This window comes from Hominimerdicola intestinalis (assembly GCF_054655215.1).
On record NZ_BAAHNZ010000001.1, the window covers coordinates 257,958 to 282,690 of the forward strand.

Annotated in this window: 19 protein-coding genes and 1 pseudogene; 14 read left to right on the forward strand and 6 right to left on the reverse strand. The window is 44.8% G+C overall.

Annotated features, from left to right (window positions below; all coding sequences use genetic code 11):
• Nucleotides 1-15: 15 nt before the first annotated feature.
• The 4 genes from ACYQ0H_RS01265 to ACYQ0H_RS01280 all read right to left on the reverse strand — a co-directional run bounded on the left by ACYQ0H_RS01265 (nt 16) and on the right by ACYQ0H_RS01280 (nt 5,776).
• On the reverse strand, nt 16-1,281 hold the full coding sequence (locus ACYQ0H_RS01265; protein WP_459811014.1) for a polysaccharide pyruvyl transferase family protein: 1,266 nt from the start codon (nt 1,279-1,281) through the stop codon (nt 16-18).
• A 41-nt stretch (nt 1,282-1,322) separates the two neighbouring features.
• Nucleotides 1,323-2,489 carry a CDP-glycerol glycerophosphotransferase family protein gene (locus tag ACYQ0H_RS01270; protein ID WP_459811015.1) on the reverse strand — a complete coding sequence of 389 codons (1,167 nt, stop codon included), beginning with the start codon at nt 2,487-2,489 and terminating at the stop codon, nt 1,323-1,325.
• 193 nt (nt 2,490-2,682) lie between these two features.
• Nucleotides 2,683-3,213, reverse strand: a complete 531-nt coding sequence (locus ACYQ0H_RS01275; RefSeq protein ID WP_459811016.1) for an NUDIX domain-containing protein — start codon at nt 3,211-3,213, stop codon at nt 2,683-2,685.
• 28 nt (nt 3,214-3,241) lie between these two features.
• Nucleotides 3,242-5,776 (reverse strand): YfhO family protein, encoded by a 2,535-nt coding sequence (locus ACYQ0H_RS01280; RefSeq protein WP_459811017.1) that lies wholly within the window; start codon nt 5,774-5,776, stop codon nt 3,242-3,244.
• A 441-nt stretch (nt 5,777-6,217) separates the two neighbouring features.
• Between ACYQ0H_RS01280 and ACYQ0H_RS01285 the strand changes: the two genes are divergently transcribed.
• From ACYQ0H_RS01285 to ACYQ0H_RS01300, 4 genes and pseudogenes are all read left to right on the forward strand, one after another.
• Complete coding sequence (locus ACYQ0H_RS01285; RefSeq protein ID WP_459811018.1) at nt 6,218-8,701, forward strand: GH25 family lysozyme; 2,484 nt, start codon at nt 6,218-6,220, stop codon at nt 8,699-8,701.
• Between the two features lie 139 nt (nt 8,702-8,840).
• Nucleotides 8,841-9,674 (forward strand): helix-turn-helix domain-containing protein, encoded by an 834-nt coding sequence (locus tag ACYQ0H_RS01290; protein WP_459811019.1) that lies wholly within the window; start codon nt 8,841-8,843, stop codon nt 9,672-9,674.
• Nucleotides 9,675-9,819: 145 nt separating this feature from the next.
• Nucleotides 9,820-10,581 (forward strand): annotated as a pseudogene (locus ACYQ0H_RS01295) (DUF134 domain-containing protein); the annotation flags it as partial.
• Nucleotides 10,578-11,405 carry a P-loop NTPase gene (locus ACYQ0H_RS01300; protein WP_459811020.1) on the forward strand — a complete coding sequence of 276 codons (828 nt, stop codon included), beginning with the start codon at nt 10,578-10,580 and terminating at the stop codon, nt 11,403-11,405. The pseudogene ACYQ0H_RS01295 and the gene ACYQ0H_RS01300, both read left to right, overlap by 4 nt.
• Nucleotides 11,406-11,533: 128 nt before the next feature.
• On the opposite strand, the gene ACYQ0H_RS01305 is transcribed toward ACYQ0H_RS01300, so the two are convergent.
• Together ACYQ0H_RS01305 and ACYQ0H_RS01310 are read right to left on the reverse strand one after the other, a co-directional pair.
• The gene (locus tag ACYQ0H_RS01305; protein WP_459811021.1) at nt 11,534-13,261 is read right to left on the reverse strand and encodes a glycosyl hydrolase; all 1,728 of its coding nucleotides are present in this window, start codon (nt 13,259-13,261) and stop codon (nt 11,534-11,536) included.
• A gap of 83 nt (nt 13,262-13,344) precedes the next feature.
• Nucleotides 13,345-15,627 (reverse strand): glycoside hydrolase family 95 protein, encoded by a 2,283-nt coding sequence (locus tag ACYQ0H_RS01310; RefSeq protein WP_459811022.1) that lies wholly within the window; start codon nt 15,625-15,627, stop codon nt 13,345-13,347.
• Nucleotides 15,628-16,211: 584 nt separating this feature from the next.
• On the opposite strand from ACYQ0H_RS01310, the gene ACYQ0H_RS01315 reads away from it, so the two are divergent.
• The 10 genes from ACYQ0H_RS01315 to ACYQ0H_RS01360 all read left to right on the forward strand — a co-directional run bounded on the left by ACYQ0H_RS01315 (nt 16,212) and on the right by ACYQ0H_RS01360 (nt 24,718).
• Nucleotides 16,212-16,613, forward strand: a complete 402-nt coding sequence (locus ACYQ0H_RS01315) for a hypothetical protein (protein ID WP_459811023.1) — start codon at nt 16,212-16,214, stop codon at nt 16,611-16,613.
• A gap of 22 nt (nt 16,614-16,635) precedes the next feature.
• Nucleotides 16,636-17,586, forward strand: a complete 951-nt coding sequence (locus ACYQ0H_RS01320) for a D-2-hydroxyacid dehydrogenase (RefSeq protein WP_459811024.1) — start codon at nt 16,636-16,638, stop codon at nt 17,584-17,586.
• Nucleotides 17,587-17,652: 66 nt separating this feature from the next.
• Nucleotides 17,653-17,850 carry an NUDIX hydrolase gene (locus ACYQ0H_RS01325; protein ID WP_459811025.1) on the forward strand — a complete coding sequence of 66 codons (198 nt, stop codon included), beginning with the start codon at nt 17,653-17,655 and terminating at the stop codon, nt 17,848-17,850.
• 70 nt (nt 17,851-17,920) lie between these two features.
• Nucleotides 17,921-18,718: a glutamate 5-kinase gene (proB, locus tag ACYQ0H_RS01330; RefSeq protein ID WP_459811227.1), complete on the forward strand. Its 798-nt coding sequence runs from the start codon at nt 17,921-17,923 to the stop codon at nt 18,716-18,718.
• Between the two features lie 17 nt (nt 18,719-18,735).
• Entirely contained in the window at nt 18,736-19,425 is a 690-nt protein-coding gene (locus ACYQ0H_RS01335) for a hypothetical protein (RefSeq protein WP_459811026.1), read from the forward strand.
• Nucleotides 19,426-19,541: 116 nt separating this feature from the next.
• Nucleotides 19,542-20,795, forward strand: coding sequence for a glutamate-5-semialdehyde dehydrogenase (locus ACYQ0H_RS01340; RefSeq protein ID WP_459811027.1), 1,254 nt, complete (start codon nt 19,542-19,544; stop codon nt 20,793-20,795).
• A gap of 265 nt (nt 20,796-21,060) precedes the next feature.
• A complete protein-coding gene (locus tag ACYQ0H_RS01345; RefSeq protein ID WP_459811028.1) occupies nt 21,061-21,891 on the forward strand; it encodes a helix-turn-helix domain-containing protein in 831 nt (276 codons plus the stop codon).
• An 84-nt stretch (nt 21,892-21,975) separates the two neighbouring features.
• The gene (locus ACYQ0H_RS01350) at nt 21,976-22,671 is read left to right on the forward strand and encodes an AlkZ-related protein (protein WP_459811029.1); all 696 of its coding nucleotides are present in this window, start codon (nt 21,976-21,978) and stop codon (nt 22,669-22,671) included.
• A 29-nt stretch (nt 22,672-22,700) separates the two neighbouring features.
• Nucleotides 22,701-23,657, forward strand: coding sequence for a hypothetical protein (locus ACYQ0H_RS01355; RefSeq protein WP_459811030.1), 957 nt, complete (start codon nt 22,701-22,703; stop codon nt 23,655-23,657).
• 374 nt (nt 23,658-24,031) lie between these two features.
• Nucleotides 24,032-24,718 (forward strand): hypothetical protein, encoded by a 687-nt coding sequence (locus tag ACYQ0H_RS01360; protein WP_459811031.1) that lies wholly within the window; start codon nt 24,032-24,034, stop codon nt 24,716-24,718.
• Nucleotides 24,719-24,733 lie beyond the last annotated feature (15 nt).

A 24,733-nucleotide genomic window follows, 5' to 3' on the forward strand; every position in this document is an offset into this window, starting at 1 on the left:
GATCTCCGTTCGTATTTATAGTTTGATCTTTTTGCTGTCTTTCAAAAAAGCGTTTCTCAGCTTTATAGTTGTCTTAACGGGACGGCAGTTAAGGATCCTGCGAAGTCTTTCGTTATCGGCTTTAAGCCTTGCCACTTCGGCTTTAAGCCTTTTTATCTCCTGTTTAAGCTTTTCCAGCTCGGCTGTGCTTTTCTTTTTCTGAGAGTCAAGCGCCTTTGCTGATTTTTGATTTTCAGCTTCAAGCGTTTTTATAGTCTGAAAATCATTTCTGGTATACATAAGCCAGTCGTACATTACTCTTTTCATTGTATCGTGACGCCACTTTATAACTTCCTCATCGGAATATTTAAGACGATCGTAGTCTTTATAGCTTCCCGAAGCGTTTTTGTACTTTTCGGCAAAATCCGTTACTGTCTTAATAAGCTTGTTTCTGGTTTCGATATGCCCCCCGTTATTAGGAGGAGGATTTGTAATATCATATTTGTATGAGCCGTTGATAAAATCCTTGCGTTTGCAGTTGTGTATCCAGTCAAAATAAGGAACAAATCTGTCTACCGCCGACGGTTTTCTGCTGTTGAACAGCAGGACCGGAACATTCATAGCAAGACACGGAAGGGCGCAGTGCAGACGTCTTGTAATAACGCATTTTGCGTTCTGATAAACGGTAAGAAGATCGGTGACCGCCTTCTTGCGTTCCTCCCAGGAAGCGTCTGAATTGCGGTAATCCTTGTAATGAGTTATTTCACGCAGTTCCAGATCATCTCTTCCCTCCAGAAGCTTGCGTATATGCTTCATAACGTAAGGTTCTACGTCAACGCAGCAGATATATTCCTTTTCCGGCTTGATACGGGGCATTTCAGGGAGAGTAAGAGTTATGCATCCTGAAAAATATGCGTCTATCCCCAAGCTCTTGAAGGATTCCAATGTAGGCATATCACGGCAGCCTATAGGAGCATAGGCGTTAAGATATTCCCCGCCTATCCCTGTAAGAAATTCTGTTTTTACCGGAGAGCCGTCCTGATTGGCGATCTGATGATCTGCCCAGTGCATTCCTGTATACAGCGGAACAATATATCTTGACGGCGGCCAGTTCCATTTTGACCACATATACCATGCGCTCATAACTACTGCAACAGGCTCATCATTCTCCGTTCTGAATGAATCGAAGGTTTCCCTGTCTATAAAATAATCGGCTGACGGCAGCAGGTTCGCCGCCGCAAAGGACTGAATATCATCTCCGATATTCTGAGTGTTTTTGTGCAATAAAATACCAAATTTCATTGTTAACCTCCAAAAATTTGAGGAATAATGCGCTGTACGGCTCAGGGAGCGGTAATGTAATCCACTATCCGCTGAGTCGAGTTTCCGTCACAAGCGCCCATAAACTTTTGCCTGAATTCTTTTATTCTGTCTCTGTCGAATCCGTTTTTGTCTTTTATTTTACAGATAAGCCCTTCAGTTGTCTTTACAATAGGTCCGGGAGCAAAATCAGTGTAATCGTAAAAAAATCCTCTGTAATCGTAAAACTCGTCCAGATCAAAGGCGAAGAAAAACATAGGTCTTTCAAAAAGCGAGTATTCAAAGATAAGCGAGGAATAATCGGTAATGCATATATCCGAAACAAACAGCAGATCCTCTATATTCATGCTTTCGGATACGTCAAAAGCGAAGTCTGCACAGCTTTCGGGAATATCCCATTTCTTCTTGACAAAGCCGTGCCGCTTTATCAGCAGAATATATTCGCCGCCCAGTTCCTTTTTCATAAGCTCTGTATCCAGCTTTTCTGGTATATAAGCCTTATCCGCATCGCCCCGATAGGTAGGAGCGTAAAGTATCAGTTTTTTTCCGCTTCTGCGCGCGTTTTCCGCCTCCGGACAGCCTTTGCCGAAGCGTTCGTAAGCCGCCGTACGGTTTTCAGGCTTGAAAAAAACGTCGGTCCTTGAAACTCCGACTGCCCTTACGCAGCCGTTTTCTTCCGGCAGGCCGAATGCCGCCTTGAACGCCCATATACATTCCTCGGAGCTTACGGTACACAGCGTATAGTTTGTATGAGCCGGATATTTTCTGAGCTCCTCAATATCTTCCCCGAAGCTTAAACCGCTTATACATTCGCCCCATTTTTTAAACGCCCCGCAGGAATGCCAGGTCTGTATAAGCTTTGTGCCTTTCCTTAGACGGAACGCTCCGAATAGATTGCAGGTATCGTCGCATAGGATACAGCCTGCCGAACCCATTTTCAGGCACAGCTTAAAATAACGCCACAAATAGGACAGACCGCCCTGATTTGTTACCAGATATACTATTTCCGTTGTGTATCCCGGTTTCCTGCTCAGCTCATCGTATATAAGCCTGTAGCTGTCGGTAAGAAAGGAATGCCTGACCTCTGCGAATATGACCCTTCTGCGGTTTTGCCGTTTAAGACAGCCCAGCCTGTAGGCGCAGGGGTAAATAACTCTGAAAGCCAGAAGCTTTACTATTTTTTTGATCATTTTCTGTTCCTACCATTATTATTTAATACAATAGAAAAGGACTGAAACTGCTAATAAGCCGCCCTGTTAAACTTTTTGTAAAAAGCTTAGGGTTTTTAGGTTATTATATCACATTATTTTTCCCTTGTCAAACATAGAACAGCATAAGCCGCGGAGCTTTCCGCAGGTCTTAGCTGTCCGTATGCAGGAGTATTTAAATTGTAAGCTTAGCCTTCAATACTGCAAGCTGCGTTTTGGCGTCGGGTATCTCGTTGTTCATTACCATTTCAACCGCCTTTTCAAAGGGAAGCTTTACAATGTCTATAAATTCGCCGTCGTCAAGACTCTGCTCTCCGAAGCTTAATTCCTTTGCAAGATACATATGAATGATCTCGGTATCGTAAGCGACGGTAGGATAAAGGCAGCCGAGATATTCAAAATACCCCGCTTCAGCACCTATTTCCTCCTTTAGCTCTCTTATGCCGCATTCCCTGTGATCCTCGCCCTTTTCAAGCTTTCCGGCAGGTACTTCCAGCAGCACCTCAGAGAAAGGGTATCTGAACTGCTTTACCATATATATATCGCCGTTTTCGTCTATTGGAACGACGCAAACTCCGCCGGGGTGAGTAATAAGCTCTCTTGTAGTAATTTTTCCGTTTTCAAGCTCTACTTTGTCAACGGAAAGATCTATTACCCGTCCGCTGAAGATCTGTTCTCCTGAGAGCTTTTTTTCGCTTAGGTGCATAAAAACGCACTCCTTTCAGATCTGTGATCTACTGATCGCCGCCGTTTTCCTCAGCTTCGACATTCTCCTGTATTTCGTCTGATCCGCTCTTTTCAGAACCTTTATCAGGAGTTTCCTCTGAGCCGCCCTCTTCGGTTATGCTTACAAGAACCTTTTCCGGGTGCTTTTTACGGTAGATATAGCCTGCGGCAATGTATATAAGAAGTATTCCCCAGCCGGCAGCGGAAATTATCTTTCCTTCTGCAAGTCCTGCGGTTTTGTAGCGGAAGGTTATAGTATTATCCCCTGCCGGACATTTTACCGCCATAAAGCCGTAGGAAACCTTTTCTATTTCAGCAGGCTCTCCGTTTACCTCGGCGGTCCAGCCCTGCTCGTAGGGAACGCTGAAGAATACCAGTTTTGATTCGTCAAGATCTATCTTTGCGTCAAAGCCGTTGGTGTCCTCCTTGAAATAGTAGCATGAATGAGCGCGTTTTTCCTCGCAGGCCGCCTTGTAATTATCGGCGGTAAGCTCCGAGGGTGCGTAGCTGTACTTTTTAAGTATGTCAGAGTATTTGATTATCTGGCTCTGGTCGAGTACAACGGCATTCATAAGGATATTGGTCTTATGGATCTCCTGAGCCGACCGTATAATACCATCGGTTGTGTAGTAATCGTAGGTAAAGCCCATAGGAACATAATATTCGTTTTCGTAAATATTGAAGCCGTTTTGTGTGTCAACGTATTTGAAACCTGCCAGATTCGCAATTGTTTCGGACGGATTATTCTGAGCAGTTCCTTTAAGCTGAGCGTCAGAAAGCTCCTTGAAGTAGTATTTTACAGAGAAAAGACCTCTCAGCGGATAGAGCTTTGTTTCCATTCTTGAAGCTACGTCCCTCGTCTGACCTATAGACGAATAGAAATCCATAATAGAGGTAGGAACAACGCTGTGGAAAGTCCTCATTGAGGAAAGTCCCCAGAACATACACCAGTTGTCTACGTTTTCAGAGGTATCTATTCTGTAGAAATTATTTTGAGAGCCTGACATATCTCCGTCAAGCTTCGCCATATCTATATTGTCCGAGCCGTTAATCGCCCGTTCAATATAATCCGCATTATCGTCGCCCTGAGCAGCGCCGTAAATTACCGACGAGGTCATACAGATAATGCAGGCGGCGGCAGTCATTGTATTTGCGATACGGTACCAGTTCTTTCTGTTTTCGCCGAGTCTGTAAATAATATAGAACAGCATAATAAGCATAAGAACGGTAACTATAGCCTGGATATAATAAAGCTCAATATACTCAGGGACCTTTCCGTAAACTGTCTTTCCGTTTTCCTGAGTAGGCAGCATTCCTATTCCTATGAATATTGCGCATACGGCAACGACGGGAACAAAGCCTTTTTTAAGATCCGCTTTGTTTTCATCAATTACCTTTGCTGTCATAAGACACATTATAAGAATAGGCATATAGTACCATCTTGCGTAATAGCTACTGTTGAACATAACGAATACCGAGTTCAGCACAGGTACGCAAGCCATTATACCGCAGACTGCGACCAGCTTTGTAGCCCACGATCTCTTCCTTGTTCTCATAAAAGCGATAACTCCGCACATTGAGAACATAGGGAGGTAGCCAGCCATTGAAGCCCATCTCGCCTTGTCCGAGTTAAGGATATTGATCCTCGCCGGCATATCTGAAAGCATGAAGAACGACTGAATTATTCTGGGTATACGGACGTTTTCGCTGTAGATGACCATATCCAGACCGTACAGACGCGAGGACACTCTCGGATTCGAGAATACGTCGATAACCGCCGGTATTAGTATCGCCGCAGAGATCATTACCCCGACGACCGCTTCAAATATAAGTAGTCCGAATATTTTCAGGTCTATCTTAAATTCCTTGTCCGTACATCGTAAAAAGAAATAGATAACCGTAAATACGACCTCGCATACGAAGAAGAAGTAGCTTATAGTAGCGCATATCGCCACTGCAAGAGCAAACGCTCCCTTTTTATGATCCTGCGTAAGCAGCTCGAAGCCAAGCAGCAGCAGAGGGAAGAACGCCGTAACGTCGTGAAAATGATTAAAGAACACATTGTATGTCTGGAACCCCGAAAACGCATAGAGCATAGCGCCTATAAATGAGGCGTTGGGGTTTTTTACAAAGCGTCTTATGTAAGCGTAGGAGGTAAGCGCCGCGACTGCGGTCTTGAGAGCAAGCAGCCATGGTATCAGATAAGGCACTGCTTTAAGCGGAAAAAGAGTTGAAAGCCAGAAGAACGGACTTCCCAGCAGGTAGAACGAATATGAGCCTATAAAATTCGAGCCGAGGTCTGTGCCCCAGTCCCATGCGGTTGCGCCCTCCCTTACCGCTTCGTTGGCGTGCTGGTAAAACATCATCTGCTGCGAATTGAAATCTCCGTAATAAAGGAATATGCCTTTATTTACTATCATGGACGGCAGAAAAGCCACCATCATTCCGAAGAATGCGCAAAGAAATACCATCAGATATTTTTCCTTCTGCTTTCCCTTATCATACGGACTTTTCAAAATAGCTGTCTTTTTAAACATCTGCATTATTATGCCCCGAAAACGAAGCATTTCTCCTTTCACTGTATTTTATTTACGGTTTTATTGATCTGTTCACATACATTAATAAGTATATCATACAGTCCGCCCGATTTCAATAGCTTTAGTCCTTAATTTTGCCGAAATTTACATCTGCTTTCGGTAAACGGAACGGAAGAAAAGCCTTTATGTGTAAAAACAAGTCATATGATGCCATTTTATTATGGAAAAAACTTTTGTATTTATTACAGATAGCCTAAAACGGTTGACAGAGATTAAAATTTTCTGTATAATATTTATGTGTAAGCGCCTTGTATAAAAGGTGTGCTTCCGGTTAAGGCAAGGTGAAACAGCCGTAAGGAAGCGGTTTTGGAAATTATAAATATTCAGACAGAAATAAAAAGACATACATACCGAATATTTAAAGGATCGAAAGGAACGGTTAATTTTATGAGTTATTCAACTAAGGCAATATCGCTTTTACTGGCGGCGGCAATGCTTGCGCAGCCTGCTCTTACAGCGTATGCCGACGATATGGACAGCTCTGTTATTCAGAATGACAGTTCGGTTTCAGATAAGCTTTCATCGGCTGACAGTTTAGAAGAAGTGGTTTTTTCTGACATATCTGAGGAAAGCGTGACTGAGGAGCAGCCTGAGAGCGAAGCGGAGGAGCTTGCGGAGTACGTTTTTGAGGGAGATACGATTCCATGCTCCGAAAACGACCCCTCATATCATAAGTTTGTAAATAATCAGCCTAGGCTGAGATCAGTATGGGGTTCGGGAAACCTTGTACATCAGTCAAGGTTCAGCGAGCATGAAAAGATATACGGAATAGACGTATCCTATTATCAGAACACAATTGACTGGAATAAGGTAAAGGCGTCGGGTATCGAGTATGCTATTATCCGCGTAGGCTACAGAGGCTACGGAAACGGAAAGCTTGTGCTTGACGATAATTTTTCTTCATATATAAAAGGAGCAAAGGCGGCAGGACTTGATGTCGGGGTCTATTTCTATACTCAGGCGATAAATACCGCCGAGGCTAAAGAGGAAGCGGAGTTCGTTCTGAAGTATATAAAGGGCTACGAGCTTGAAATGCCCGTTTATTTTGATATTGAAGGCGTTGATTACGATACGGGAAGGCTTGACGCGGCAAATCTGTCAAAGGCGCAGAAAACCGCCCTTTGCACGGCTTTCAGCGATACTGTGAAAAAAGCCGGCTATGAGGCGGGGATCTACGCAAATATGTCGTGGCTTACATATGAGATCGACGGAGAAACGCTGGGAAAGACTTATCCGATCTGGCTTGCTCATTATACTACCAATACCAACTATACGGGCGATTTTAATATGTGGCAGTATACCGGAACGGGAAACGTTAACGGAGTAGGCAGCACTTATGTCGATATGAACGTACTTTACAGAGAAAAGGGAGCTGAGCCTGTTCCTGAGGACGCTCCTAGGAATATAAGCGTAAAGGGAGTTGTTTCTGACGCAGTAAGGATAGGCTGGGACAAGGTTTCGGGAGCGACCGGTTATTACGTTTATGTTTACGATCCGGCGAGCGGAAGTTATAAAAGACAGTCGCTTACAAGTACAAACGAATACAGGATATCCGGACTTGCTGAGAATACCTTTTATAAGGTAAAGGTAAGAGCCTCGTTCAGCGGCAGGCTGGGAAATGAAAGCAAGGTATATACAATTAGTACAAAGCCCTCTGTACCGTCGGGATTAAAGGCTTCTTCAAAGACGGAAACCAGCGTGACTCTTAAATGGAATCAGGTAAGCGGTACAAGCTTTTACCGTATCTATATGTACGATAACGATACGGGGTCTTATACAAAAAAAGCTGACGTAAACGACGCTTTGTCTTATAAGGTAACAGGTCTTACAAAGGGGGCGAGATACCGCTTTAAGATCGCTGCGGTAAGAACAACTGATATAAAGAATTATCTTTCGGCTCAGTCGAAAAATATTTCCGTTGCGACTACGGGAGCGCAGTATTACCCGAAAACTTCGTATAAAGGCGGTTCGCTTGCCGAGGGTCTTGCATCAATAGGAATTACTACATCATACAGCTTCCAGAAGGGCATAGCTCTTATCAACGGCGTAGGAAACTATACAGGAACTGCCGCTCAGAATACCCAGATGCTTGATCTGCTGAAATCGGGCAAGCTTCTGAAGCCGGTATATCAGGCACCGACGGGAATAAGCGTTGTAAGCTATGTTGATAACGGAGTAAGGGTAAGATGGAATGCAGTTCCCGGAGCGACAAGCTATTATACTTATCTGTATAATACCAAAACAGGAAACTACGATAGGGTCGGAGAGGTAACGGATACTGAATACAGATTCTCATATCTGAAAGGAAATACTTCATATAAGATCAAGATCAAATCTGTTTACAGCGGACAGCAGGGTATAGCAAGTCAGGTTTATACTATCAATACAAAGCCCAATACTCCTTCGGGTCTTAAGGCTTCCTCCAAAACGGAAACAAGCGTGTCCCTTAAATGGAATACGGTAAGCGGGACAAGCTTTTACAGGATCTATATCTATAGCAATGATACGGGAAAGTATGTGAAGAAGCTGGACGTTTACAATGCGGCAAGCTGTAAAATAACAGGTCTTTCAAAAGGTTCGAGATATCGTTTCAAGATCGCTGCAATAAGAACTACTAATATAAAGAACTATCTTTCGGCTCAGTCAAAAAACATCTCGGTCGCAACATCGGGAGTAAAGTACTATAAGAAAACTCCGTATACCGGCGGTTCTCTTTATCAGGGACTTGCGGATATAGGAGTATACAGCACCTATTCGCTTCAGGAGGAGATCGCATGGACAAACGGCGTAGGAAATTACACCGGAACCGCCGCTCAGAATACCCAGATGCTCGATCTGCTTAAAAGCGGTAAGCTTATGATACCTCAGTGATATAATATCCGTCTGAAAGTTTCAGGCGGATATTTTTTTACTCAAAAGGTCAAGACAGATAGGCGGCGGTCTGCTATAATATAATTACAGGAAAAAAACTGTGTAACGTTACCTTTTTTCCAAAGGGAGAGCTGATATAATGAATAATTTCTGTATATTTGCAGACGCGCTTAATTTTATAGAGGAACATCTCTGCTGTGAAATTTCTCAGGAGGATATAGCAGATGCTTGTTTCTGCTCGCTTTCAAATCTTCAGAAGATATGGAGATACTGTTCACGCACCAGTCTGAAGGAGTATATTTCAAAGCGCAGGCTTACAAATGCCGCTTACGATCTGGTTCATTCGGGTCTGAGCGTAACCGAAACGGCATTTAAATATCAGTATAATTCCCCGGAGGTCTTTACCAGAGCTTTTACAAAGCTGTGGGGAACTCCCCCGTCAAAATTCAAAAGTCAGTGGAGATTTACAGGGATATTCCCGAAATTGATCCCGGACGAAAACGTATTTAAAACAGGAGGTAATATTATGCGAAATAGAAACTTTGATATATCTGAGCTTTACGACGAGCTTAAAGCCAAAAGCGGAACTTATGTGCTTTGCTTTGATATTGTAGGACTTGACAGGGTAAATAAGGAGATCGGAAGAAAAGCAGGGGATATGATGATAGCGGAAAGCCTGAAAAGAATCGACTCGGCGGCTGAGGAGGGAATGTTCCTTTTCAGGATAGGCGGCGACGAGTTCGCAATGGTGACCGGGCTTTCCGATAAGGAGGAAACAGGAAAGCTTGCTCAGAAGGTGCTTGCGCAAAACGGCGGAACAATAAGCTGCAGCGGTGCCGAAGTACCTTGTTCGCTTAGAGCTGGGGCATATCGTTTCGAAAACAAATCGCTTCGCTACAGTGAGCTTTTCAGCAGTTTACAGGATACAATAAATAATGCAAGAAACTGCGGAGAGATAACATTTATCGGCTAATAAAGTGTTTTTCAAACGGACGGAGGTTTCTGTCCGTTTGTTTTTTGCTCTTTTCCTTTCGTTTTCCTGTTGACATTCTGAAAGCAAGGGTGTATAATAATAAACGACATATGTCGATAACTGTTAAGGAGGCGATCGTACGGCAAGACCAAGACGCTGCCGCAGAGTATGCACAGAGCCTGTTTACAGCAGGTTCGGGCCTTATGAAAACCCTGACGGCGAAGCTATTGTTATGTCAGTGGACGAATTTGAGGTAATAAGGCTTATTGATTACGGCAGAAAAACTCATGAGCAGTGTGCGCAGCAGATGGAGATCTCCCGTACTACCGTTACCGAAATGTACGAAAGCGCACGTTTTAAGCTTGCGAATAGTTTGGTAAACGGGAAGCCGCTTCGTATCAGCGGAGGAAATTATCGTCTTTGCAGCGGTTCATCCGCATATTGCTGCGGAAGGATATGTGAAAAAGCTGTATGCAGAAAGGAAAATGGAAAAATGAGAATTGCGGTAACCTACGAAAACGGAAATGTATTTCAGCATTTCGGACACACGGCTCAGTTTAAGATTTATGACGCTGAAAACGGCATAATTGAAAAGGAGCAGCTTGCCGACACGGCAGGAAGCGGCCACGGAGCTTTGGCAGGCTTTCTGAAAAGTCTCGGCACAGACGTGCTGATATGCGGAGGTATCGGAGGAGGAGCGCAGCAGGCGCTGGATCAGGCAGGAATACGTTTTTACGGCGGAGTAAGCGGAAGCGCCGACGAAGCGGTAAAGGCGCTGCTTGAGGGAAAGCTTGTATTTAACGCCAACGTTCATTGCTCTCATCATGAGCAGGGTCATTCCTGCGGCGGACATCAGTGCGGCGAGGATAAGCACGGCTGTTCGGGAAACGGGGGTAGTCAGCTATGAGCGAAGAATGTTCTCATAATTGTTCGGAATGCGCAAGCGGCTGTGCTGAGCGTACAGATCCTCAGAGCTTTATCGAAGCAGCAAATCAGCATTCGCATATAAAAAAAGTTATCGGCATCGTAAGCGGAAAGGGAGGAGTCGGAAAGTCGCTGGTTACCTGTCTTCTTGCGGCTTCAATGCAGAAGCTCGGCTATAAGACGGCTGTGCTTGACGCCGATATTACCGGACCGTCTGTTCCGAAGATGTTCGGAATACGCGAAAAGGCTTCTGAGTGTGAATTGGGGCTTCTTCCCGTAAGGTCTGAGAACGGAACGGAAATAATGTCGATAAACCTGCTGCTAGAGGACGACAGCGAGCCTGTTATCTGGAGAGGACCTGTAATTGCAGGCGCAGTAAAGCAGTTCTGGACCGACGTAGTCTGGAACGAGGTAGACTATATGTTTGTCGATATGCCTCCGGGAACGGGCGACGTACCGCTGACTGTATTCCAGTCGCTTCCCGTTGACGGAATAGTTATAGTCGCTTCTCCGCAGGAGCTTGTAGGAATGATCGTCGGAAAGGCAGTAAAAATGGCTGAAATGCTCAATATACCGATACTCGGGATAGTTGAGAATATGTCTTATTTTGAATGCCCGTCCTGCCATGAAAAGCACAGGATTTTCGGTGAAAGCCGAGTTGAAGCTCTTGCAGAGCAGTATAGTATAGATTCGGCGGCTGAGATCCCTGTCGATCCGCATATTGCACGGCTTTGCGACGAGGGCCGCATTGAGGAAGCGGAAATTGCATGGCTAAATGAAATAATAAGCGTTATAAAACAAATATAAAATTCTGATCCTTAAAGTAACTGAAAAGCGGACAAACGTGGTTTTTCCCCTATAGCAGCAACGTAAATACGTTGGTTTATGGCGATAGGGAAAAGCGTTTGTCCGCTTTTTTGTGATACGTTCAGTTTTTACCGGCTGTCTGGTGCAGAGCTTTCATTTTTATCCGAGGATCTCTGCGAGCTTTCGTCCTTATCGGATGAGGAATCCTTGTTCTCTTTCTTTGCGGTTTCATCGTCCGCTTTCAGCTTGTCGGCAATATTCTGGAAATCCGGCAGCTTATCCTTTGTTACTGTAAGATTATTGTTGTACATTTCTATAAGGCTGTCGGAGGTATTGTACTCTTCGTTAACGCTACCGTCCTCATTGAGCAGGAAGTTGCCGCCCCATTGACCGATATAGGACCAGGTCGCCTTTTCATCGGCTATATTCTGTATCCTCGGGAAGTTGCCGCATTCGCTGACCGCTACCGGCTTGCCGGCTGAGAGCTTATGCAGGAAAAGCAGGCGGTTGATCTGTCCGGAATAATTGCCCTGGTCGTAAATATCTACTGACAGTATATCGCATAGATCATCCCCTACATACCAGGAGGCGTTCTGTGCCGACCAGACCCAGATTAGATTATTAAGCTTATGATAGTTTGTCTGACGCTGATAAAGCAGCTTCCACAGCCATTTGTAAGCGTCGGCGTCTTTGCCCCACCAGAAATAGCCGTTTGAAGCCTCATGAAGCGGTCGCCACAAAATCGGGACTCCGGCTTCCTGAAGCTCGCCCAGCTTTTCGGAGATCTTGTCAATATCCTCTATTACTGCAAGGCATTCGTCAGAGATTTTTCCGTCGTCATGGAGCTTCTTTATTTCTTCGATCGGTTTAAGGGCAATATCTTCTTTGGTTACCGCTTTTGTAATATCAAAATCGGTTTTGTCCGAGTAATATTCTCCGCTGCCCATAGGGTCGGTCCAGTGCCACATATAGCTTACTATTCCGCCGTCCGCCGCCCAGCCTTTCGCAAGCTCTATCTCGTTTTCGCCCAGAACAGTGCTGTCCTGAGTAAAGGGCATAAGATCGCCGAAGCGTATTGCGGGATATTTACCGGTAACCTCGTATATCTTGCTGCTTTCGGTAAGCGAGCCGACGGTATCGTGCTGACCGAGGATCACTTTTCTGCCGAAATTGTCGCAGATATATTTATAAACGGCACGGGTCCTGTAATCCGCATTTTTGTTTACAAGCGAGGCGTTTTTGATACTGAGATCAAGCTTGCTTATTTCGTCGCTGGCTTCTATCTTTACATAGTCAATATCTATCCTGTTCTTTATCGGAGGTATTGAGATCTTGGCGTAGCCCTTTTCCATATATATATTTTCAAAGGTCACCGTTTCAAACTTACCCGAACCCGAGGTCAGAAATTCTCCTATTGTTTCGCCGTTTACCGACGCCGTATTCTTTAGCGGATTATCCGTAGCTGCAGCAATAGTAATGTTATAATACTGAGAGTCTGTAAGCTCAAAGGTAAGCTCCCAGCTGTCGTTCTCTGTGTAAAGACCGGTAACGTAGCCCTCTCCCTTATAGCCCTTTCTTTTATTCCCGGTTTTCGCCTTGCCTGTAAGAGTTCCGCTTTCTGCCTGATAGGTCTTGCTGTATTTTACATAGGGTATCTCGCTGGGGGTAACGGTTTTTTCGGCAGCGTTGTTTACCTCCTCAGGCTCGGCTTCCGAATCGTCGGAAACGGGTATACTGGTGTCCTGCGGAGCTGCCGATATAAGCGCTTCGTTGTCCTGTATCTTCTGACCGCAGCCGGAGCTTAAAGCGGCGATACCTGCCGCCAGCGCCAGTAAAATGAATTTTTCCGCTTTCATTGCAAATAAACGTCCTTTCTGCATACCGCTTTGTTTTTATCTGTTCGGCCGTTCTCGGTCAAAGACCGCAGCGGCTTATGCGGCTATTTTACACAATATAAAGCTCCCCTGTCGGTTTCAAAGGTATATGCGCCGTTTGAATATTCAGCGTTTACCTCTGCGCCTCCTCTGCTGATCCTGTATTCCTGTCCGATAACGAGTGTGCATTTTCCTCCTCGGCGGGAACGCAGCTGAGCAGAAACTACCCTGCCGTTTTCCCAGCTGCATGATACCTCGAAGCCGCCTCTTGCCATAAGTCCTCTGAACGAGCCGTTTTTCCATGCCTTGGGAAGTGCGGGAAGAAGTATAAGCTCATTGTTTTCAGACTGTAAAAGCGCTTCGCAGATACCTGCTGTTCCTCCGAAGTTTCCGTCGATCTGGAAAGGAGGGTGCATATCGAACATATTGGGGTTGGTGGAATAAGAAAGCAGAGCGGTTATATTTTCATAAAGCTTTTCCCCGTCAAAAAGCCTGGCCCAGTGATTTATTATCCATGCTCTCGACCAGCCGGTATGACCTCCCCCGTGTGAAAGCCTCCGTTCAAGAGTGGCTCTTGCCGCCTCTGCAAGCTCGGGAGTTTTTCTCATTGATATGATATCTGCGGGATAAAGAGCGAAAAGCTGGGAAATATGTCTGTGTCCCGGCTCGACCTCGTCATAATCCTCCGCCCATTCCTTTATCTGACCGTATTTGCCTATTTCAGGCTTGGGAAGTCTTTCACGCATAACGGAAAGCACCTCGGCGAATCCTTCGTCCTTTCCAAGAATTTCAGACGCTTCGATCACTGCGGTAAAAAGCTCGAAGAGTATCTGGCTGTCCATAGACGGACCTATACAGAGCGCGCCCTGTGAGCCGCTTTCGGTCAGATATGAGTTTTCCGGAGAAACTGACGGACAGGTAACAAGCCGTCCCTTTTTGTCCTCTATAAGGAAATCGGTGAAGAACTCCGCCGCTTCCCTCAGAGTTTCGTATTTTTGGGCAAGAAAATCCCTGTCCAGAGTAAATTTATAATGCTCCCAGATATGCAGGCAAAGCCAGGCAGCACCCATAGGCCACTGAGTACCCGGCATCCACAGATCCTGCGGAGCGGTATCTCCCCATATGTCGGTATTGTGATGACATACGAAACCTTTGCAGTTATACATTTCCCTTGCGGTAACTCTTCCGTTGGGGCGCATTCTTTCAATATGATCAAACAGGGGTGTGTGAAGCTCGCTCAGATCACATACCTCAGCAGGCCAGTAGTTCATTTCGGTATTTATATTTATAGTAAATTTACAGCCCCATGCAGGCCACATATCCTGATTCCAGATACCCTGAAGATTCATGGGAAGAGTACCCTCACGGCTTCCGGCTATCATAAGATAGCGTCCGAAATTGAAATACGTTTCGATAAGCTTGTTATCTTTTTCACCGCTGCGTATTTTTTCAAGTCTTTCGTCAGTCGGGAGAGCTGAGTTTCCGCCGCTGTTGTCCTCAAGATCTATCTCACAGCGCTTATAGTAAGACTGATGATCCTTTATATGCTCGGCTTTAAGCTGCTCGTAGGATCTTTCGGCAGCGCAGTCAACGTCGTAAACTGCCTGACCCTTGTAGTCGTTATGACGGTAGCTTGTCTGAACTCCCAGAAGTACGGTTATTTCCCTGCAGCCCTCGCAGGTAAGGAAACTTCCGTATGGATAGACCTTTCCGCCCTTATTGAGAACTTTCATATAGGCGGCGAAGTTTATTCCGTCCTCCGAGCCGCAGCCGCCGTAAAAAAGCAGTGAGTTTTCAGAAACGGGGGAGTTGTCGTCAAAGTAATCGTCACGTCCGTCCAGCTTTAAGCGTACGTTTATACCGTCCGGCTCCGAAGCGGTCATATGTATTACCATTACCTGATCCGGCTGGGAAACGAATACCTCCCGTTTAAAGGCGCAGCCGTTTATCGAGTATTCCGTGGTGCATACCGCCGTTTCAAGATCGAGGGAACGGAAGCTGAAATCGGCAGTATCGTCCTTCCAGTGAATAATATTCATATCGCAAAGAGGCATATAGTGCCTTTGGTTCACGGGAGTGCCGCAGAAAGCGTCAAATACTATCTTTTCCGCTTCGGCGATCTTTTCTTCAAAGAGCAGCTTTCTTACTCTTCCGAGATTGGGAAGAGCAGATTTGTTATTACGCTCTCTGAATCCGCCGGACCAAACAGAATCCTCGTTAAGCTGAATACGCTCGCAGAGGGGCTGAGAGAAGATCATGCCGCCGATCCGCCCGTTGCCTACAGGCAGAGCCTTGTTCCAGTCGTCGGCAGGAGTTTTATAATAAAGAAGCTGTGAACATGAATCCATAGTCTTATCCCCGTTTCATTGATTTCGGTATAAGAATATACCTAATTTAAAGTATAGCATACTATTATATTTTTTTCAACCCCGTAATTACAGCTGGGCAAGATCGTCGGTTTCTGAAATATGTAATGAAAGCCAACGGGGACTCGTCGGGAATAATATAATTTCTCCGTCTTTTTCGTACACTGCATTTGGGAAAAGACAACAAAAGGATCAAAATTGATACTGTTTAAAATACTAGTGGAAAAAAGAAAACGAAGCCATAGAAAGCTTCGTTAAACAAATGTCATAAATTATTTTCTGCGTTTTACAGTTAAAGCAGCCGCTGCCAGGATAACAGCCGAAGCTGAGACCTATGCAACTCAGTAACTTTCTTGGAGCAGGTCAACTTATTTTTAATAATTGTCAAGAATAAACACAAAAAAGGTTTACTTTTTATTAAAGCTATGTGCGGTAAGATAGGTAAAAAGTAAAAAAATACTTTTTAAACAGTTGCTTTATTCAGCTTATTGTGTTATTATTATAAAGGTTATAGCTATTTGTAAATATAAATACCGAAAGGTATCAGGAAATGAGAGGTTTTTATTTTGGAGATACTTGCAAGAAACGAAATGCAGAACGTTTATACTCCTCTGCCGCTTAACATTCACTTTGTATTCTGTCTGATAGCAACTGCGCTTTATCTTGTCCAGTTTTACAGAAAGGGAGCGTGGCATTATATTTTGCTTATGTTTGCTGTAGACGCTACCTTTATAACTCAGTTCTGGACGACTCACTTCGCTATTTCCGCACTTGCGGTTACCGAGGCGGCTCTTCTTATAGGTGCGGCGGTGCTTTCACATCGCTATTCAAAGGCTCTCAGAGCGGTATGCCGTAAGCAGTATGAGGAAGCCGAAAAGGAGGCTATAAGAGCGAAGCTTATGCAGCGCATGAAAGAGGAAGAGGAAAAGGAGATCGTAGACAACGCCTTTAAGGACGACGGCGAATAGGCTTTTATCGGAGGTTTTTGCAGTGAAGCTCGTAATACTCGATTCTGAAACGGTAACAAGAAACGACGTATCCTTAGACAGTATAACTTCTCTCGGAGAAAGTCAGGTCTTTGGATATACGCCAAACGAACAGGTCTCTGAGCGTATCGGAAACGCAGACGCTGTAATATGCAACAAATGTCTTATTACCGAGGAGGTTTTTGAAAAATGTCCGAACCTGAAATATGTGGGGCTTTTCGCCACGGGGTACAACAACGTTGATACAGAAGCCGCTAAGCGTCACGGAGCGGTCGTGTGCAACGTTCCGGCATATTCCACAAACGCCGTAGCTCAGCATACCTTTGCGTTGATACTAAATTATTTCAATAAAATAAGAGAATACGCCGATTCGGTCGGCAGCGGCGAATGGGTAAACTATAAGCTGTTTTCGTACTTCGGCATACCTACCTATGAGCTGGCGGGAAAAACTATCGGGATAATCGGCTACGGCGATATAGGCAGACAGGTCGCAAGGATCGCCAAAGCTTTCGATATGAATGTTCTGACTTATACCCGTTCGCCACAAAAGGTTGACGACGGAACTCAGACCTGTACGCTTGAATATCTTCTTCAAAACTCTGATGCGGTCAGCCTGCACTGTCCTTTGACTAAAGACAACGAAAGAATGATAAATTCGGAAAGCTTAAAGCTTATGAAAAGCTCCGCTGTTCTTGTTAATACGGCAAGAGGAGGACTTGTGGACGAATATGATTTAGCCGAAGCGCTTAATAACGAAACTATTGCGGCGGCTTGCATTGACGTTCTTGCTTTTGAACCTATGCAGGAGGACTGTCCTCTCAGAAATGCGAAAAACTGCGTAATTACGCCGCACGTTGCATGGGCGCCCAAAGAAACAAGGGAACGTCTGCTTGAAAAGGTAGCGGAAAATCTCCGCTGCTGGATCGAGGGCAAGCCTCGGAACATCTGCGGATGATCTTAAACGATATTTGCAGTAATTGATAACATAAAAACATTAACCGATATTCGGAAAGGGGAATTTATGTCTGAACTTTGGGATTTGTATGATAAATACAAAAATCCGTTAGGGAAAACTCATGTCAGGGGCGAAACGGTTGATTTTAAGCTTGTCACCCCTCAGGAGCTTTACGCTATGGCAGAGCAGGGAGAGTTTTTAGGATATTTGTATAACCGAATAAAGGGAGTTTTTCCCGATATTCTGGGAGAGGATCTGAGATGATCATTACAGGAAATAATTCTGAGTTCTTAGCTGAGCATAGCCATAAATATTACAGAATAGAGGAATCATGATGTCATATCTGAAAAGCAAAAAAAGAGTAGTCGTAAAGCTGGGAAGCTCGACGCTTACTCACAGAACGGGCAGACTTAACATAAGGCGTGTAGAGCAGCTTGTTAAGAATATCGCCGATCTTCACAATGCCGGACATGAGATAATTATAGTTTCAAGCGGTTCTATTGCGTTGGGAGTGGCGAAGCTTGGGCTTATGGAAAGACCTAAGGACACCCCTTCCAGACAGGCGTGTGCCGCAGTCGGTCAGTGCGAGCTTATGTATCTTTACGACAAGCTTTTTTCCGATTACGGCCTTACTGTTGCGCAGGTTCTGCTGACTAAGTATATCCTTATAGAGGACAGGAGGATAAACGTACAGAATGCGCTTGAAAGGCTTATACAGCAGGGCGTTATTCCGATAGTAAATGAAAACGACACGGTAGCTATCGACGAGCTGGAGCTTGAGGTAGGGGAGAACGATTCTCTTGCCGCAACGGTAGCTTCTATTGCTCATGCCGATCTGCTTATAATAATGTCCGATATAGACGGACTTTACGACAGCGACCCCAGGCAGAACGAAAAAGCTGAGCTTATCCCCGTCGTTGAGGAAATTACCGACGAGATAAGGGCGCTTGCGGGCGGAGCGGGAACAAAGCTTGGCACAGGCGGAATGATAACAAAGATAAACGCCGCTGAAATAGCCGTAAACAGCGGGATAGATATGATAATCCTGAACGGTAAGAATCCCGACAACCTATATTATCTTTTTGAAAACGGAGATCTGGGAACACTTTTCAAAGCGGCAAAGCAGAGCTGAAAAATGGGGGAGAAGCTATGAAAAGAAAACTTGTATTATTTATGGCGGCTGCCTTTTTGGTTTCTAATTTAACAGCCTGCAAAAATTCTGAAAACACACTATCGTCCGATAATGATAAAAGCCGAAGCACACAAAGCAGTATTTCCGAATCGGTATCGGAAAGTACGGAAAGCGATACTCAGAGCAAAACTGAGGTTCAGTCGGAAATAAATGAGTACGACGGAACATTTAACGAGGAGGTTTTTGATAAGATCGTCAGTAACGTTGTTATAGGCGATAAAACTTTTTCATTTCCATTCTCGCTGGATGATTTGGGTGATGGTTTTTCTTATCAAAACGAAACAATGATAGTTGATGAAGAATCTGAACTCAGAAGCTGTGTTCTGCTATATGAAGGAGAGTCTTTGGCTACGGTAACAATGCATTGTGCGGTAGATGATAAAGATTATAGTGATAATAAGATAGGTTCAATAGGGTTTACATTTTTGAATGACGATTTACCAAAAGGAATAAGCTTGTCAGTTGGCAGTATTGAAATCAATGACTACAAGGAAAAGGTTATCCAATATTTCGGAGAGCCAATTGAAAAAGTCAATATGAATAATAAAAAGATAGAATATAAATATGAAATATCAGATACGAAACATCTGGAATTTGTAATTAATTCCGAAGGTCTGATAAAAAGAATTAGTTTTACATATTTTTAGGAGGAAAATAAAATGTCAATTAATATTGATACAGGTTTTGAGATCATATTGAAGTTAGATAAGGATATGATACATATCAAGTAAAAATAAAATCTACCCTGAAAGGAGTAATTTTTATGAATTATATTGAGGAGCTCGGAACAAAAGCCAAGGCTGCAAAGGCAGGTCTTGCCGGCGCTTCGTCGGAACAGAAGAACGATGCACTGCTTGAGATCGCACATATCCTGAGAAGGTGCATGCCGAAAATTATCGAAGCAAATAAGCTTGATCTTGAAAATGCGGTGCGCCGCAATATGACCCCGTCGCTTCAGGACAGGCTTAGGCTTGACGAAAAGCGTATCGAGGGTATTGCCTGCGCCTGTGAAAAGCTGACCGCTCTCGAAGATTCGATAGGCGAGGTAATAAGCGGCTCGGTTCGTCCCAACGGAATGAGAATAACAAAAGTAAGAGTGCCTATGGGCGTTGTGGGAATAATTTACGAGGCAAGGCCGAACGTTACGGTCGACGCTGCGGCTTTATGCCTTAAAAGCGGAAATGCGGTTATCCTCCGCGGAGGAAAGGAAGCGTTCAATTCAAACAAAATACTCTGTGATCTTATGCGTCAGGCGGTTCAGACTGCCGGTTTTTCACCCGATATTATTCAGCTTGTGGAGAATACCGACAGAGCCATAGCTACTCAGATGATGCAGGCAAATGGCTATATCGACGTACTGATACCGAGAGGCGGTGCTCAGCTTATAAAAGCGGTAGTGCAGAACGCTACAGTTCCGGTAATTGAAACGGGTACGGGCAACTGCCATGTTTATGTTGACTCAACGGCTTCAGTGGATATGGCGGTAGATATTGTGGACAACGGAAAGACCCAGCGTCCGTCGGTATGCAATGCGGTGGAAACCTGTCTTGTTCACCGTGACATTGCGGAGGATCTCCTGCCTAAGCTTAAAGCAAGGCTTGACGAGCACAATGTGGAAATACGGGGCTGTGAGCTTACGAGAATGATACTTGAAGCGGAAAATGTTACTCCTGCCGACGAGGACGACTATGCGACGGAGTTCGGCGACTATATAATTGCGATCAGGGTAGTTGACGGACTTGCCGACGCTCTGGAGCATATCGCGAAATACTCGACGGGTCATTCGGAATGCGTAGTGACTGAAAGCCTGTACGTTGCCGAGGAATTTCAGAGCCGTGTTGATTCAGCCTGCGTATATGTAAACTGCTCCACACGCTTTACCGACGGCGAGGAATTCGGCTTAGGTGCGGAGGTAGGAATATCCACCCAGAAGCTTCACGCCAGAGGACCAATGGGTCTAAAGGAGCTTACCACCACAAAATACCTCATCAACGGCAGCGGTCAGATAAGGTCTTAGCGCAAACGTCGGTCTTAGCGCAGACGGCGCAATTTGCGTAATCGCTCCTGACGTCGCTCGTTTCTGCGGGCGGGTACTTATATGCCGCGGATATGGTTTGTAAAAACTAATACTTACAAGGTCTTGGCGCAGACGGAATCTTGCAGGACGGATATTATTATCCGTCCTTTTTTGCTGTTCTTACGGCTTTCAATTCTTTACTTTCTTCGGAAAATATGCTACACTTGGATTAACAAAAAAGATTCAGTGAAACGGAGCACGATCTATGGATATTACCACCTATAAGCCGCTTACCGCAGAGCCGTTCAAAAGCTGTCCCGAATATATGGAGATACCCCCCTGTCCCGCACTTAGACCGTACATACGCTGTTTCTGGGGCAGTAAAGGGACTGTGCGCTCAAAGCCTGAGGAAACTCCGCGCAAAGGTCTGGTAATTCCCGATACCTGTATGGATATTATTCTCGATATTAATTTTACCGGCGGTTGTTACGGAAGCTTTTTCTGCGGCATAAACGACCTTCCGTTTATCTCCTGCGGTGAAAATTCAAACAGTCTTACCGCGACGTTTGCGATACGTTTTTATGCTTGGAGCGTGATTTTGTTTACTGGAGAGGATATGTCGTCTGCGCTCAATTGTGCGGAGGATACTGAGAGATATTTCAGCGGTTTTAAGCGGGAGCTTGAAGAGCGGCTTGTTTACTGTTCGGATATTTACACCCGAACGCAGGCGGCGGAAAAATACCTGCTTGAAAGGCTTGATACCTCTAAGCTTGATCCCGGGCTTATGAACGCCGTTGATTATATTATCAGATCGAACGGAAATATAAGAGTTCCCGATATATGCAGCTATACCGCGGTCAGCCTGCGCACGCTTGAGCGTTTGTTTGTCAGGAATACGGGAGCTGCGCCGAAAAAGCTTGTGTCAATGATACGCTGTCAGCTGCTCTGGCAGGATATTCTCAGGGACGGATTCGACGTTCAGGATGCAGTTTTAAAGTACGGTTATACCGATCAGCCTCATCTCCTCAGGGATTTCAGGCGGTTTTCCACCATGACTCCCTCTCAGCTGAAAAAATATGCGGCTCAAAAGGTATGATGTCGCATTTTTACAATACGTTCGCTTTTATTTGAAGTATAATTGAAACGGACGCAAAGAAGTCAGAGGAAGGGAGGCGGTAAAATGATAAATAATTTTTCGGATTTTTGTACAGAGCTTTTAAAATGCGGCTTTACAATGGGCGGCGGCAGTTCAAAGGGCATATTTGCGCTTATACCCTACTCATGGGAGGAACAGGAGAATATTGATTCCCCCGTAAAATGGCATACCGGCGATCCAGAGACCGACCCCTGGGAGTGGCGCATGAGGGTACTTGACGAGCGAGGAGATATAGCCTATTCAAAGCTGTTTTTCAATTGCGGCGGTTATATAACAAAGGAATGGTATCCGTATTTCTACGCTGTACGCAGAGGGAAAAAAACTCTGTACGGTGAGTATGCCGACGGAAGGATCAGCGTCTTTGAAAAGCGCATTTACAGTGTGATAAGGGAAACGGGATATGCTCCCGTTCATGAGATAAAGCGGCTGGGCGGTTTTTCAAAGGAGGACAAAAGCCGTTTTGACCGTGCGCTTACGTCGTTGCAGATGAAAATGTACATAACGATGTGCGGCAATGCGCGGAAGCTGAACAAGGCGGGAGAAGCCTATGGCTGGAGCAGCACCGCTTTCTGCACTTCTGAAAGCTTCTGGGGACGGGAATTTACCGAAGCCGCCTCGGATATTGAACCGGAATTCGCCGAGAGCAGAATAAGGGGGCGTATTCTTCAGCTTAACCCCTTTGCGTCTGAAAAGAACATAATAAAATTCATCAGAGGCTAAGCTTGCAAAGCGAAAGGGAGGATTTAATAATGAAAAAGGAATACGCAGACGTATTTGAAAACGCAAGAAAATTTATTTATCGGAACGCCAGACCGATCGAGCTGGCTTGCTGGAGGTATCACTTTGAAAACGGCACGCAGGAGGAGGTTCTTACGGCGCTTTCATATTATCAGAATGATGACGGCGGCTTTGGACACGGACTTGAAGCGGACTGTTGGAATCCGTATTCATCTCCGATACAGACCTGGCAGGCGACGGAGATCCTTCGCGGGATCGGATTTACCGACGGTGGTCATGCTGTTATTCAAGGTATTCTTCGCTATCTTGACAGCGGCTCGGATTTTTCACAGGAGCATGATCAGTGGCGCAATGTTATTCTCACAAACAACGATCATCCTCACGCCTGCTGGTGGGAATACGGAAAAGACGGCGGAGAATTTAAGTATAATCCCACTGCCTGCTTAGCCGGATTTATTATCAGGTTTGCAGACAAAAACAGCGGATTGTATAAAAAAGCGTGTAAAATTGCCGAACAGGCCTGCGGCTGGCTGCTGTCTAATCTCCCGATGGACGATTCTCATGTTATTTCCTGTTTTATCAGGCTTTACGAATACTGCTCGGAGGCAGGAAAGACCGATCTTTTCGATATGGAAAAACTTATAAGCATACTTAAAGAGCAGGTATCGCTTAATATCTGCAAGGACACTGAAAAGTGGGGCAAAGAATATGTTACTCTTCCGTCAAGGTTCATAAGCTCGTCCGACAGTATCTTTTTTGAGGACAATAAAGAAGCCGCAGCGGCTGAGTGCGAATTTATAATAAACAGTCAGCTTTCCGACGGTTCATACAGCGTACCGTGGCAGTGGTGGACGGAATACAGGGAATATGAAACGGCGGCAAACTGGTGGAAGTCGGTAATGATAATCAATAATATGCTATTCCTGACTCAGACGTCGGTCTTAGCGCAGACGGCGCAATTTGCGTAATCGCTCCTGACGTCGCTCGTTTCTGCGGGCGGGTACTTATATGCCGCGGATATAAGACAGCAAAAACAAAGCAAGTCCTAGCTCAGGCGGGAAACAAATAATAAAAAGCGCAGAAGGCTGAATGTACGGTTTTCTGCGCTTTTTATATTGATAAAGCTTCTGAGAATTACAGCGGTAAATTGTGAGATGTTTACAAGTACAGCATAATATTTTGGTGAGATATTACAAAAAACTACATATCTGCCTGTAAAATCTTGACTTTATAAAAATTGATCGGTATAATAAGAGTATAGGATCAGTCTGAAATTGACGAATAATGTTTAAAACTCGGCAAACCGCCGATGTAATGACAGATTTAAAGTGTTGGTGAAAAAATGAAAAGCATAAAAAAGCTTCCCAAAACAGCAGTCATAATTATCCTTGCTGTACTTGCGCTGCTGCAGCTGCTGTATATTATTCTTTCGGCACGTCCGAAGGAAAAAACAGATTTTGATATATATCTTGAAACTCAGAGCCTGCCGCTTTACAGTATCGGTCTTGAGCAGTTTTCCTTCTCTGTTCCTCAGCAGTGGGCGGATTCGTGGACGGACAGCAGCAGTCTTGCGGAGGATATGAAAAACTACTATCTTAATAATGACGGAAGCTCTGAATACAGCTATGAGGATAAAATAATATGCGTAAGGAACGACAGCAGTATACAGATCATAAAACGGGGAGAGTTTTATATAAATTTAGCGGTTGCAGACTGTCCCTATCAAGGTATAAGCTATTCTAAAATTTTTTCCTCGGATTATCTTGCTTCTCTGGGGCTTGATACAGAAGGTATACAGATATGCGAATTTCGGGGAGGAAATCAGCCGGGAGGTAATATACCCGACTACTCCGTTTATTCAATTAAAAATTATAATCTTCACTCTTATGTTGAAAACGGCTTTATGGTAGTTTTAAAATCGCAGGACAAATCAAGGCTTGCGCTTCTAACGGTAAGTATGTCTGACAGATCTGCTGAAAAATATCTCGGATTGGATCGTATTATAACCGAAAGCCTTAAAGAGCTTTGACCGTAAGGGGGAATT